At 65.0% G+C, this 12,148-nt stretch carries 13 protein-coding genes and 2 pseudogenes (1 of these 15 running past the window's edge); 8 read left to right on the top strand and 7 right to left on the bottom strand.

Annotation, left to right across the window (positions count from 1 at the left end):
* Both ACFE99_RS02035 and ACFE99_RS02040 read right to left on the bottom strand, forming a co-directional pair.
* Window positions 1-348, bottom strand: a pseudogene (locus tag ACFE99_RS02035) (amidohydrolase) (its annotated part extends 29 nt beyond the left edge of the window); the annotation flags it as partial.
* A 368-nt stretch (window positions 349-716) separates the two neighbouring features.
* Window positions 717-1,316: a hypothetical protein gene (locus ACFE99_RS02040; protein WP_375481941.1), complete on the bottom strand. Its 600-nt coding sequence runs from the start codon at window positions 1,314-1,316 to the stop codon at window positions 717-719.
* 426 nt (window positions 1,317-1,742) lie between these two features.
* Between ACFE99_RS02040 and csoR the strand changes: the two genes are divergently transcribed.
* The 3 genes from csoR to ACFE99_RS02055 all read left to right on the top strand — a co-directional run bounded on the left by csoR (window position 1,743) and on the right by ACFE99_RS02055 (window position 5,107).
* Window positions 1,743-2,099, top strand: coding sequence for a copper-sensing transcriptional repressor CsoR (gene csoR, locus ACFE99_RS02045; protein WP_375481943.1), 357 nt, complete (start codon window positions 1,743-1,745; stop codon window positions 2,097-2,099).
* 249 nt (window positions 2,100-2,348) lie between these two features.
* Entirely contained in the window at window positions 2,349-2,717 is a 369-nt protein-coding gene (locus tag ACFE99_RS02050; RefSeq protein WP_375481945.1) for a DUF1490 family protein, read from the top strand.
* 62 nt (window positions 2,718-2,779) lie between these two features.
* Window positions 2,780-5,107, top strand: coding sequence for a heavy metal translocating P-type ATPase (locus ACFE99_RS02055; protein ID WP_375481995.1), 2,328 nt, complete (start codon window positions 2,780-2,782; stop codon window positions 5,105-5,107).
* Window positions 5,108-5,303: 196 nt separating this feature from the next.
* Here the strand turns inward: ACFE99_RS02055 and ACFE99_RS02060 are convergent, their stop codons facing one another.
* Both ACFE99_RS02060 and ACFE99_RS02065 read right to left on the bottom strand, forming a co-directional pair.
* Entirely contained in the window at window positions 5,304-5,936 is a 633-nt protein-coding gene (locus ACFE99_RS02060) for a DUF5134 domain-containing protein (RefSeq protein WP_375481947.1), read from the bottom strand.
* Between the two features lie 700 nt (window positions 5,937-6,636).
* Window positions 6,637-6,765, bottom strand: a complete 129-nt coding sequence (locus ACFE99_RS02065) for a hypothetical protein (protein WP_375481949.1) — start codon at window positions 6,763-6,765, stop codon at window positions 6,637-6,639.
* 235 nt (window positions 6,766-7,000) lie between these two features.
* Between ACFE99_RS02065 and ACFE99_RS02070 the strand changes: the two genes are divergently transcribed.
* Both ACFE99_RS02070 and ACFE99_RS02075 read left to right on the top strand, forming a co-directional pair.
* Window positions 7,001-7,207 carry a hypothetical protein gene (locus ACFE99_RS02070; protein ID WP_375481951.1) on the top strand — a complete coding sequence of 69 codons (207 nt, stop codon included), beginning with the start codon at window positions 7,001-7,003 and terminating at the stop codon, window positions 7,205-7,207.
* 775 nt (window positions 7,208-7,982) lie between these two features.
* Window positions 7,983-8,237 carry a transposase gene (locus ACFE99_RS02075; RefSeq protein WP_375481953.1) on the top strand — a complete coding sequence of 85 codons (255 nt, stop codon included), beginning with the start codon at window positions 7,983-7,985 and terminating at the stop codon, window positions 8,235-8,237.
* A 120-nt stretch (window positions 8,238-8,357) separates the two neighbouring features.
* Here the strand turns inward: ACFE99_RS02075 and ACFE99_RS02080 are convergent.
* Window positions 8,358-8,840, bottom strand: a pseudogene (locus tag ACFE99_RS02080) (TetR family transcriptional regulator); the annotation flags it as partial.
* A gap of 68 nt (window positions 8,841-8,908) precedes the next feature.
* Here ACFE99_RS02080 and ACFE99_RS02085 point away from each other — a divergent pair.
* A complete protein-coding gene (locus ACFE99_RS02085; RefSeq protein ID WP_375481997.1) occupies window positions 8,909-10,501 on the top strand; it encodes a Na+/H+ antiporter in 1,593 nt (530 codons plus the stop codon).
* 26 nt (window positions 10,502-10,527) lie between these two features.
* Here ACFE99_RS02085 and ACFE99_RS02090 read toward each other — a convergent pair whose 3' ends face one another.
* The gene (locus ACFE99_RS02090; protein ID WP_375482005.1) at window positions 10,528-10,755 is read right to left on the bottom strand and encodes a hypothetical protein; all 228 of its coding nucleotides are present in this window, start codon (window positions 10,753-10,755) and stop codon (window positions 10,528-10,530) included.
* Between ACFE99_RS02090 and ACFE99_RS02095 the strand changes: the two genes are divergently transcribed.
* Together ACFE99_RS02095 and ACFE99_RS02100 are read left to right on the top strand one after the other, a co-directional pair.
* Window positions 10,646-11,230 (top strand): hypothetical protein, encoded by a 585-nt coding sequence (locus ACFE99_RS02095; RefSeq protein WP_375481999.1) that lies wholly within the window; start codon window positions 10,646-10,648, stop codon window positions 11,228-11,230. The two genes, ACFE99_RS02090 and ACFE99_RS02095, sit on opposite strands and share 110 nt — an antisense overlap.
* A gap of 47 nt (window positions 11,231-11,277) precedes the next feature.
* The gene (locus ACFE99_RS02100; protein WP_375481955.1) at window positions 11,278-11,664 is read left to right on the top strand and encodes a DUF2237 family protein; all 387 of its coding nucleotides are present in this window, start codon (window positions 11,278-11,280) and stop codon (window positions 11,662-11,664) included.
* Window positions 11,665-11,712: 48 nt separating this feature from the next.
* Here the strand turns inward: ACFE99_RS02100 and ACFE99_RS02105 are convergent, their stop codons facing one another.
* Entirely contained in the window at window positions 11,713-12,147 is a 435-nt protein-coding gene (locus ACFE99_RS02105) for an SRPBCC family protein (protein ID WP_375481958.1), read from the bottom strand.
* Window position 12,148 lies beyond the last annotated feature (1 nt).

Here is a 12,148-nt window from a genome sequence, read left to right on the forward strand (position 1 = left end):
CGATGCGTCCGAGGTTGTGCGAACCGACGGTCTCGACGACGGCGGCCAGCGATTTACCCGAATAGCCGAAACTGCTTTCGCAGTGCGGATAATCCGACGACCACATCGCCTTGTCGACGCCGATTTCGTCGATCAGGCTCATGCCAAGCGTCTTGACGATGAACGGGGCCCTCATGTGGGTGGCCCAGTAATAGCGAATGTCATGTTTCCAGGCGATGGTCGCGCATGTGCTGATATGACGCAAGCACGTGTTCGGCATCCTGCACCGAAGATAGGGTCCAGACAATCCCGCCCTCGAACCACCCGATGCGTAGCTTTGGGGTACAGATCGAGAATGCCACCGAAGATGTCAAGGCGTGAATGCCGCGGCGTTGGCATCCACAATCGGCAACACAAGGGACTGCATGACCACCCACACCACAAGCCCCAAGACCATACAGATTCCGGCCTGTGTCGCGGCGTTGCCCCGGACACGGTGCATCCCGAGAAGGAAGGCAACTGGCACTCCGCTTACGAACGCATCGCTGATCCTGCTGAGCGCACCCACAGCCGGACCGAAGCTACGGTCTCGAACTGTAAAACCGCGCGGTCCATGTCGCAGCTGCGCTGGGTGGCGTGTTCTATGATCCGCCGCCGCGCGCGTTCTGTGCTGCGCCACCACCTCCTGGGCGGTTATTTCGCGCTTGGCGCACTCGCTGATGCCTCGGGTGCCACGGCTACGGTGGTCCGCCGGGTCCCATCATGCCGCCGGGTCCCATCATGCCGCCGGGCCGCATCATGCCGCCGGAACCGTCCATCATTCCTTGCATCATCGCGGGCATTCCGTCGCGCACAAACCCGGTAACCTCACGGGCGTGGGCCCGGATGACGTCGGTGAGGGCGGGATGGTTGGAGGTTTCCTCGGCGATTACGCCCGCAGGCGTGAACGTCAACTGGCGGCGGTAACCGCCGGCGTTGCGGAACAGCGTTGGCAGGCTCGGGCTCATACACATGATCTCCGAGCCCTGGTCAACATGGGAGTACATGCTGGACACATGTGCGTGCAGTTTCGCAGCGAGATCGGCAGCGTCTGACTCGGTGGTGGTGCGCACGCCGCCGGGGATCTCCTCGACCGTGCGCCTGATCTCGGTGTGTCGGTTGAACATTTCCATATAAAGACCCATGTCCGACCCACTGGCACCCATCATGCCGCCGCCGTCGGTCAGGCGGATGCCCAGTACCGGTGAACCAAGAATGCCGCGCAGCGCGTACCCGATACCCACAACCGCGCCCGCACCGAGCGCAGCCAGCGCCGCCCTCCGAGTGACTCTAGCCATATGACGACCTCCTGGGCACCTCGATCAGGTGTCGACGGGAATGACCTTCTTGATCACCCGGTACTCGCGTAACTAGATCAGGTGGCGGTGATATTCGTCGTGGTCTATTTCGTCGCGGGCCAATGCGGGCCGCCCGCACGGTTTCAGCGCCGGTAGAACCGGTGCCCGTTAGGGCAGGCGGATCGCTTCGCCGCCTGCTGGCAACGCGGAACGCAAGGACCATCGCGGTGAGGACGACAACCCACAACACCATCATCGCCGGAATATTCACGAGCACGCCGCACCAACCCCAGAGAGCAGCTCCGCTGTGCCACGCCGTCATCGCATTGCTCCCAGCCCTCGTTACCCGACGAAATCCAGACCAGACCCTACCCCACCCCAGGTGGGGTAGGCTACTATGGAACCGTTACGTATTTGGCAGGGGTCATGGGCAAAGAATTGACGGCAAAGAAACGGGAAGCGCTGAACCGGCTGAAGACGGTTCGGGGCCATCTCGACGGGATCATTCGGATGCTGGAGTCCGACGCGTACTGCGTGGACGTGATGAAGCAGATCTCAGCGGTTCAATCCTCGCTGGAGCGGGCGAACCGAGTGATGCTGCACAACCACTTGGAGACCTGCTTTTCCACGGCGGTGCTCGATGACCGCGGGCAAGCGGCTATTGACGAGCTGATTGACGCCGTCAAGTTCACACCGGCACTGACCGGTCCGCAGGCACAGCTCAGCGGTGTCGCGGTCGGTGAACCTGCCGCTGAGACGGCGGCGGCAGGGAGCCCGGTATGACGCCCGCGAGATTCTCGGTCGGCCAGGCGGATGCCACCTCAGCATCGACACCGACGCCCATGCACATGGTCAGCTGTACTTCTTCGGCTACCGCACCCAGTGCGTCTTGGGCGCCCGATGTGGCGGCCGGCCGGGTTCTGAATACCCCCGGAGGATCGGTTGGTGGCGTGGAGTTCGCGTGGCTCACGCATCGGTCTGGTCCGCGTCGTCGAACACGGGGAGCACTGTACGAGCAGCCACAGACACCTTGTGACGGGTAACGATGCGAAGGGAGCATTCGAGATGATCTGGCATGGAGTCGTGCGGAAAGCGGCGCCAAAGGTGGTGCCCCACCTGGTGGCTTTTGCGGCGTATGAGGCGCTACACCAGGCGGTGACGAAGGTGCCGTGGCGAGAGGCCACAGTTAGCGCCATGGCCTGTGGTGTCCGCGGTGTCCGCAAGGCTGAGAAGAGCACGGAGCGGGCTCGACTAACGGCCGCCGACATGTTCGCCGAGGCCATAGAGCGCAGCGGGGAAGTTCCACCGTCGGCGGCGGAGGAGGAAGTTCCACCCTCGGCGGTGGCCGAGGAGAAAGCTCCACCCCGGCGGCGGCGTACTACGGAGACCAGTGACCACTGATGCTGAGCACTGAGGCTCGCCGGGATGCCGGGCTCACCGTTGCATCCGATGCGGCGGGGCGAATGCGGGTCAACACGAACGGGTTTGGTATCGACGGGGTGCAGGCCGTCGCGATCGAGGAGGCGGTCGGCAAGCTGACCGGTGTGCGCGCCGTGCGTGTCTACCCGCGGACGGCATCGGTGGTGATCCGGTATTTGCCCGCCCTTTGCGACACAGCTGCCGTCTTGTCGGCAATCACCGATGCGCAGCACAGTCCTGCCGCGTCGGTGACCGCGCGTGCCCCGCGCTCGCCGGATATCGGCAACGGCGGCATAGTGGGCAAAGTCATCGGCGGGATAGGGCGGACGCTATTGGGTCTGCGCGGCGACGTGCCAGACCATCCGCCAGAGATTGAGAGGCTGCGTGAGGCACTAGCTGGTATTGGTTACCACCTCGAACCAGCAAGCCCGAACCAGCCCGCCCCGGGCGAGGAGAATAGGCGCGAGCGGCGCAAGTGGCTGCGACGGGTATGGCTGGCCTGGCCGCTGGGCCTGCTGGTATTTGGCGCGACGACGTTTTTCGGCGCTTACCCGTGGGCGCGGTGGTTGGCCTTCGCCGCGACGGTGCCCGTGCAATTCGTCGCCGGGTGGCCGTTTCTCCAGGGGGCGGCGCAGCGGGCACGGCAGCGGACCGCGAATATGGACACGCTGATCGCGCTAGGCACATTGACCGCCTTCAGCTACTCCACGTATCAATTGTTCACCGGTGGACCGCTGTTCCTCGACACCGCCGCGTTGATCATCGCAGCCGTGGTGTTAGGCCGCTATTTCGAGGCCAGGGCCAACGGCAAGGCGCGCGAGGCGATCAGCAAGCTGCTCGAGCTGGGTGCCAAGGAAGCCCGGCTACTCGTCGACGGCCAGGAGGTCCTCGTCCCGGTCGACCAGGTGCAAGTCGGGGACCTGGTGCGGGTACGGCCCGGGGAGAAGATCCCGGTCGACGGTGAGGTTATCGACGGCCGGGCCGCCGTCGATGAGTCGATGCTGACCGGCGAATCCGTCCCGGTCGAGAAAACCGGGGGTGACCATGTCGCCGGGGCAACGATCAACGTTGACGGTGTGCTGACCGTGCGCGCCACCGCCGTCGGGGCGGACACCGCGCTGGCGCAGATTGTGCGCCTGGTTGAGCAGGCACAGGGCGGCAAGGCCCCGGTGCAGCGGATGGCGGACAGGGTCTCGTCGGTGTTTGTGCCCGCCGTCATGGGTGTGGCGGTCGTGACGTTCGCGGGGTGGGCGTTGATCGCCGCCAACCCGGTGGCCGGCATGACCGCCGCGGTCGCGGTGCTGATCATCGCGTGCCCGTGTGCACTGGGCTTGGCCACCCCCACGGCGATCATGGTCGGCACCGCCCGCGGCGCGGACATGGGGATTCTGATCAAGGGCGGCGAGGTGCTGGAAGCGTCAAAGAAGATCGACACGGTGGTGTTCGACAAGACCGGCACCCTGACCCGCGCCCAGATGCGGCTCACCGATGTCATTGCCGACCACCGGCAGAATCCTGATCAGCTGCTGCGGGTGGCCGCCGCAGCCGAGTCGGCCTCCGAACACCCCATCGGCGCGGCGATCGTCGCCGGTGCGAAAGAGCGGGGGCTGGAGATTCCGGCTGCCACGGCGTTCGCCAACGTAGCGGGGCACGGAGTACGGGCCGACATCGACGGTCAGCCCGTGTTCGTCGGGCGGCGCAAGCTTGTCGACGAGCACGATGTGGTTTTGCCTGACCACCTCGCTGCCGCGGCGGCGAAGCTGGAAGAGCGGGGCCACACCACGGTGTTCGTCGGCCGCGACGGCCAGGTTGTGGGTGTGCTTGCGGTGGCTGACACCGTCAAAGACGACGCAGTCGACGTGGTCCGTCAGCTGCACGCGATGGGTCTGCAGGTGGCGCTGATCACCGGTGACAACGCCCGCGTGGCGGCCACGATCGCCAAGCAGGTAGGCATCGACCGAGTGCTGGCCGAGGTGTTGCCGCAGGACAAGGTGACCGAGATTCGGCGGCTGCAGGACGAGGGCCGGAGGGTCGCGATGGTTGGCGATGGCGTCAACGACGCTCCCGCCCTGGTACAGGCCGATCTAGGCATCGCGATCGGCACCGGTACCGACGTGGCCATCGAGGCCTCCGACATCACGCTGATGTCCGACCGGCTCGACGGCGTCGTTCATGCGATCCAGCTGTCGAGGCGCACCCTGCGCACGATCCATCAGAACCTAGGTTGGGCCTTCGGCTACAACACCGCCGCGATCCCCCTCGCCGCGCTCGGCTTGCTCAACCCGGTCATCGGAGGCGCGGCGATGGGGTTCTCCTCGGTCAGTGTGGTGAGCAACTCGCTGCGGCTACGCCGCTTCGGCCGCGCCGCCTGACGGCAGTGCCGGACAGCAAGACTGTCTTGATCACTATAGTTGCCCTATCCGCAGATGCGCAGGCGCAATTGGTTTTTCGTGTTGGGCAGCCCGGTGCGGCCGAACGCCTTGACCAGCTTGGCGTCTATCCCGTTTTTGTCTTTGTCCTGCGCTGGCTCAGTCTCGATAGCTTTTGCTTAGTAAAGGGTAGGCTAGCTCAAATGCGAGATAGCGTGGCGCGGAACATGATAGCCATACCCGCAGCCATCGCCGCCTGAGCGAGGTTACCCAGCGAGCTGCACCCGGTCGCCTCGTGCTTTCGCTCTCTGAAGTACTTGTATATCCAGAAAGCGGCCGCGATCGCGAAGCTGACGGTACCGAACCAGTTCACTACGGTGAACCATACGGGCGACCCGCTGCTTGCCGGCATGTTCATCTCAGCCATTTCGGTGCCCGGCATCGACATACCCGGCTGAGTTTGGTGTGGAGTGCTTGATCGGAGCGGGAGCAAATGACCATTCATGATGGCATACAGCCAGGCCGTCGCCAGCATCATCAGGCCGTGATATCCGAACAACCACCACCGGGCTGTCGTTCGGGCCGCAACGGCGGCCATCGTCACAAAACCCATGGCCGCCAGCAGGAAAAACACTACCAGTCCGGTCGTGGGAAACTCTGCGCCCCGGGGCCAGGCCATCACCGCCATCGCAACTGACATCACCAGATGCAACCCGTTGTTGACGACGAAGGTCCACGGTCGGCGTTTTGTGACGATCGCTAGACCAGAATCCGCGGCGCCCAGCACCCACAGTGCGGTGACCACCCAACGAAGCATCAGGTCATGAATCATGCGAGGCTCGGCCGCTCAGATCAGGCAAGTCACAATTGCTTCCGGGTTCGGGATCGATAGCCGTATAAGACTATGCACGCCACGACTAGCAGGTCGACCTGGCAACCTAAAGTCCTCCACCACGGCGTCCTCTACGACATTCTTTCGTGGCGGCGGACCCGAGTGGGAGCGAACGGTAGCCACACGGCGAGCCGTTTACGTCTACCGGTCCACCAGCCGGATGATGACGAGCAGCGCCCAGGGTGCCGCATAGCTGCGACCACCGCCACCTCCGCGCCACCATCACAATGTTGTGATTGCCGCCTTCGTCACGGCCTTTTGCTAGTGGTAATGGGTAAGGCCCGCACAGATCATCCCACCGAGCCGCACGCACCCGGCTCACCATCGAGCCGCACACCCGCGTCAAAACCCATCAAAACTCGTGCATGCGGCTCACACAGTGATAGCGCTATTGCATTGGCCCGCAAGGGCGCGAACAGCCGAATGCGGGCATCCTCGACTCTAACGTCGCTCTATCCGCAGATTCGCGTGTCAGCCCAGCCGGATTCACAGCTGACCGTTGAGCCCCAATCCCGTTATGCTACAGCTTGTTTCGTAAATTAGGCCCCGTGCGGGGCCAGCGCTGCCCGCACATTGTGACCGGCCAACATGCCCCCTAGTAGGTGCGCTAGAGCCGACGTGGTGCCCAACCGCGGACCCATCACCGGCTCAGCGTCGGGCCAAGCTGCGCCGCCGGCCCGTCGGCGGCGGTGATCTCATGATCGGCTTCGGCACGGCGGATCACCTGCGCCACGTTGACTGTCGAAGTTTCGTGTGCGGAAATGGTCATTACGCCTCGACGCTAGCCGAATTGCTATCACCTGCGTTGCGTCAGATTTTTCGACGGCAGAATCTCGGGACTGACCATCGGTGACATGTGAGGCCCAAGCGTTCAAGCGGGGTTGCCCTGGCCACCGCGGCGCAGCGCTTGACCTTGCCCTTAGGGCAAGGCCTACCGTTACGGTGGAACCTTGCCGCCGGGGAAGGGATCACAAATGGGGAACGCCGTACAAGAACGAAGTCCTGTGGCGCACACCGTTGGTTCCGCCGCCAAAGCCATCGGGGTCTCCGCCGACATCGACCGCGCCCTCGCCGACCTGCGCGCCCTGCGCACCACCCTGGCCGCTGCGCTACACAGAGCGCGCGGTGATCAACGCCGCGGACAGCCTGCCACCGTGTGCCGCATTATCGAAAGCGCAACCGATAGCGAGGACCGAGTCGGACGTGAGTGAATCCTGCTGGGTGCATGGCGGATTCGTCACAATCCGGGTTCGCGCGGATGTATCAGCGGGTCAGCGCAGAATCGGAGCGGCGGCGAACGGCGAAGCATCGCGACCGGGTACTAGCCGTGTTAACCGGCCAGCTACATGAAGTCGATTTTTGCTGACATACGGTCGGCTTTCGCTCGCCTGAACACTCTTCACATCGTTGCCGGAGCTACGTCTAGTAACCCGACCACGCAAGCGCCGGCAACCCATCGGCGGCTGCTGGAATCACCCCAGGCGTCGGAGCCACCGTGGTCTGCCAACGCCATTGCTTCCAGCTAGGGAGCCGCGTGCTTTAACGTGATAACGCGTGGGCGGCCTCGTATTCATATGCAGTTTTGTTATGGGGTTGGACACCGAAGGTGCTGCTGCGGCACCCCATTCGCGCAGACGTAGTACGCATTGGAATCGGCGGGATCCCGCACTTACTGGACCTCTGCGGGGTCAGCGGGGTGCCGCGCGCCCTTCTAGTTCCTCGTCACACTGACGGTGCACACGAACAAGATCACCCCGCCACCACTGATCAGTCAGATCGCACAACGGAAATTCGATGCCGTCAGCTTCACCTTCGCACCGGCCGTAGCGGCAGCTGGCACGTGCGCGCGAAATGGATATCCGGGCCCAGCTGCTCGACGGGCTGCGCTCCGATGCGCATTGTCCGCTGGCATTTGATCTGACACATCGATGAGAACGGCACACCGCTTGACCTTGCCGTAGGGGCAATCATTAGGTTGGGCTGGTCTTGTCCTGGAAGGGGTGTCGGTATGTCACGACGTCCTCGGCGATCGTTTACTCCTCAGTTCAGGTTCAGGCCGCACATCGTGTCATTGACGGGCATGAGCGAGTCGCTGATGTTGCGCGCCAGCTGGATCTGCATGAGAGCCTGCTGCAGACTTGGGTGCGTGATGAGCGTTGGCGAATGGCCCAGGCCGGCGCTGCAGCCAGGGCGTGTTGCCGTCCCAACTGCGCACCCGGCTCGGCTGACGAGAGGCGTTGAGCTCCAAAGCTTTCGGCGGCGGCGCCAACGGGCATTCCAGGCCCGCTCCATCGGGAAGTCCGGGATGTCGGCTGCGATCCGATCCAGGCTATTGGTCATGGCGTTCTTTGCGTTACTCGACCCACGCGCTGCGATGGCGCGCACCGGTGCCTGCCACAGCCCGGCGATCGCGCCGATGAGTCCTTCCGCTGCCAGCGGCCACGGCGACCGCGACCGCGGCCCGTCTTCGGCCAAACCGCCTTCGTGTTCGGCGCGGGTACGCATCAAAAGGTTGCCGGCCATCACCATCCGTTCGAAGCGCACCCGCTTCGGCAGGTCGGGAAGGCACCGGTTGATTCCGTGGAGCGTCTGCACCAGCTGCGGTGAGGACAACGCATCCTTGGTCACCACCTCCCGGTAGGCGGCGTCAGCCATCGCCTGCGCCGCGAAGCGCGCATACCAGCTGGGATTGCCGAGCTGAGCCAAGTGATCGGTGAGGGGCCGCACCAGGCAGCCCACCTAGTCACGCAAGTCGGTCGACTCACCGACCTCGGCAAGCATTTGCGCCCGCAGCTGCTCGATCGGCAGCCGGTGCTTGCTTTCGATGGCGCGCAGCAGGTCCACAGATTAAATCAAGCGGTTTATTAGCAGGCGCCGGGATGCGGCTCAAGCCGGTACGACAGGATGTGCTCGTGTTCGGGCTTGTCGTCGTCGTTGCGCTGGTTGCCACGGTGATCGTGGGAACGGTTCTGGGCAAGCGCTACCGAGTCGGTCCGCCGGTTTTGCTGATCCTGCTGGGCGCGCTGCTGGGGCTGATACCCCGTTTCGGCCAGACCCACCTCGATGGGGAACTCGTGCTGCTGCTGTTCCTGCCGGCGATCCTCTACTGGGAGAGCATGAACACCAGCTTTCGCGAGATCCGCGCGAACCTGCGCGTCATCGTCCTGATCAGCGTCGGCCTGGTGATCGCCACCGCGGTGGCGGTGTCGTGGACGGCGCGCGCGATGGGGATGGAGTCACACGCCGCGGCGGTCCTTGGCGCTGTGCTGTCCCCGACCGACGCTGCTGCCGTAGCCGGCTTGGCCAAGCGGTTGCCGCGCCGGCCGCTGACCGTGCTGCGCGCCGAGAGCATCATCAACGACGGCACCGCGCTTGTCCTGTTCGCCGTGACCGTCGCGGTCGCGTCCGCCAGCCCTGCGATCGGTCCGGCGGCCCTGGTCGGCCGGTTCGTCGGCTCCTATCTCGGAGGTATCGCCGCCGGGCTGCTGGTCGGCTGGACGGTGGCACTGTTGCGCCGCCGACTCGACGCGCCGCTCGAAGAGGGGGCCCTGGGCATCCTGACCCCGTTCGCGGCGTTCCTGATGGCCCAGAGCATTCGCTGCAGCGGTGTCGTTGCGGTACTGGTGGCTGCCCTCGTGCTGACCTATGTCGGGCCGCGGGTGATCCGGGCCCGCTCTCGGTTGCAGTCGTTCGCGTTCTGGGACATGTCGACGTTTCTGATCAACGGCTCGCTGTGGGTGTTCGTCGGCGTGCAGATCCCGGGGGCGGTGCGGGGCATATACAAAGTCGACGGCGGACTTCGCCGCGCCGCGTTGCTGGCCCTGGCAGTCATCGGCGTCGTCATCGTGACCCGGTTCGCCTGGATGGAAATCACCACCGTCTTGATTCGGGGTTTGGACCGCCGCGCGGTGCAGCGTGCGCGCCGCGTCGACTGGCGCCAGCGCACCGTATCCAGCTGGGCGGGATTCCGCGGGGCGGTGTCGCTTGCCGCGGCGCTGGCCGTCCCCCTGACCACTCGCAGCGGCGCCCCATTCCCGGACCGCAGCCTGATCATCTTCGTCGTGTCAGCCGTGATCCTGGTGACCGTTTTGGTGCAAGGCAGCACGTTGCCTCTGGTCGTTCGGTGGGCCCGGATGCCCGAAGACGCCAGGCACGCAGCGGAACTGCAACTGGCCCGCACGCGCAGCGCCGAAGCGGCCCTGGAAGCGTTGCCGCAGGTCGCCGGCGAGCTCGGGGCGAGCCCGGAGCTGCTGAGGCGTCTGCAAAAGGAATACGAAGAGCAGGCCGCGCTGGTCATGGCCAATGCCGACAGCGCGGCGCCCAACGACGCCGCCGAGCGCAACGACCTGATCCGGCAGGTACGCCTTGCGGTGCTTCAACACCGACGCCGTGCCGTCACCGAGCTGCGCGACCAAAACCGCATCGACGACATCGTCCTGCGCGAGCTGCAAGCCGAGATGGACCTCGAGGAGGTGCAGCTGCTCGACCCCGCCGACGCCGATTAGCGGCAGTCCGCCGAATGCCCGAGTAATCAGCTGGGCCAGAAGGCGAGCTGCTGCCAGGCGATGCGGTTATAGTTGCTCGGCGTCGCGGGGCGCGGCGATCCCGCTGAACAGGAGGGCCCGGAAATGAGGACTTCCTTGATCGCGATGGCCGGAATCACCGCGACAGCGGTGCTGGTGGGTGCTTCGGCCGGCTGCGCGAGCCATTCGAAGTCGAAGCCCGCGAGTCCAACCGCCTCGAGCAGCACCACCACCACCAGCCACAGCTCAGCGACCGCACAACCGAGCGGTTACGCGCGGCTGCTGATCAGCGCCGCAGACATCAAGGCACCGGTGACCTTCAAACCCAGCCCGCCGATAGAGAACCCGAATGGCAAGCCCGGCGCCGCAACGACCTTCAGCGACGACGACAGCACCCACGTCATCCACGACACCATCGAGGTCCTGCCGGACCCCGCCGCGGCTGCGAACGCGCTTAACGCGGCGAAGGCCGCGCCCCCCGGCGGCATCACCGGAAAGCCTGTCCAGGCGAACATCGGCACCGGCGGCGTGACGATCTCGGGGGACGCACGAGATAAATCCAAGGGCGTGACCGTGTTGCTGTTCACCGAGGGCAGGGCGCTTGTCACCCTCCAATTCGACGGCCCCGCCGGCGTGCCTGCGCCGCCGGATTTCATCAACGGCGTCGGGAAAAAACAAGACGCCGCGATCAAGAAGGGAATTCCCGCCTAGCCCTCAGGCGGCGGTAGATCCGCAGGTTCCAGGGGATACACGTGCCGATGGATGAGCGCAATGTGCTGGGCGGCGCGCTGGAACCGTGCGGCACGGACCCAGTCACCGGCTTCTACCGGGACGGCTGCTGCTCGACTGGCCCAGAGGACCTCGGCCTGCACACCATCTGCGCCGTGGTGACCGCCGAGTTCTTGCGACACCAGCGCTCGATCGGCAACGATTTGGTGACGCCGAGGCCGGAGTACTTGTTCCCCGGCCTCAGGCCGGGCGACCGCTGGTGCGTCACCGCGAGGAATTGGCTTTTGGCCTACCACGACGGCTGCGCTGCCCCGGTGGTGTTGGCCTCGACCCATGAGCGGACCCTCGCTGTGGTGTCCGTGGAGGCGCTGCGCGAGCACGCCGTCGACGTGCCCGACGATCTGGGCGATCTGTAAAGCTTCCGAGTCCGAACTGGTCGTCGACCATGTCGAGCCAGATCTGCGTTAGCCCTCCAGCGCCTTGGCGCACGCGTCGAGGATCGCCTGGAAGCTGGAAGTGAGCAGTCGCCGGGTGACCGCTTCGAGCACTTTGCCTCCCGCGTACGCGGGATGGGTGTAGTTGCTTCGCCAGTCGACATGGGTGCCGTCGCCGGATGGAGTGAAACTCAGTGTGCCGCCCTCGTGATTGAACGGCGGGAACGAGCGGACGATCAGATACGAGTAGCTGCGCGGCCGATCGAAGGCCGTGATCTCTTCGCGGAACCAGGTGCCAACTCCGCGCACCTCCCGCAGCGCGCCGACGGCAGGCCCCGGCACGCCTTGCGCCCAACCGGCCTTGAGCACCAGCGGCGCGGCGGCCAAACTGCCTGGGTCGGCCAGCCAGTCGAAGACCTGTTCCGGGGATGCGGCAATTGTGCGCTCGACGTGAAGCTCGATCATG

Origin of the sequence: uncultured Mycobacterium sp., assembly GCF_964249325.1 — a bacterium.
In the GTDB taxonomy this organism is placed as follows: Bacteria; Actinomycetota; Actinomycetes; order Mycobacteriales; family Mycobacteriaceae; genus Mycobacterium.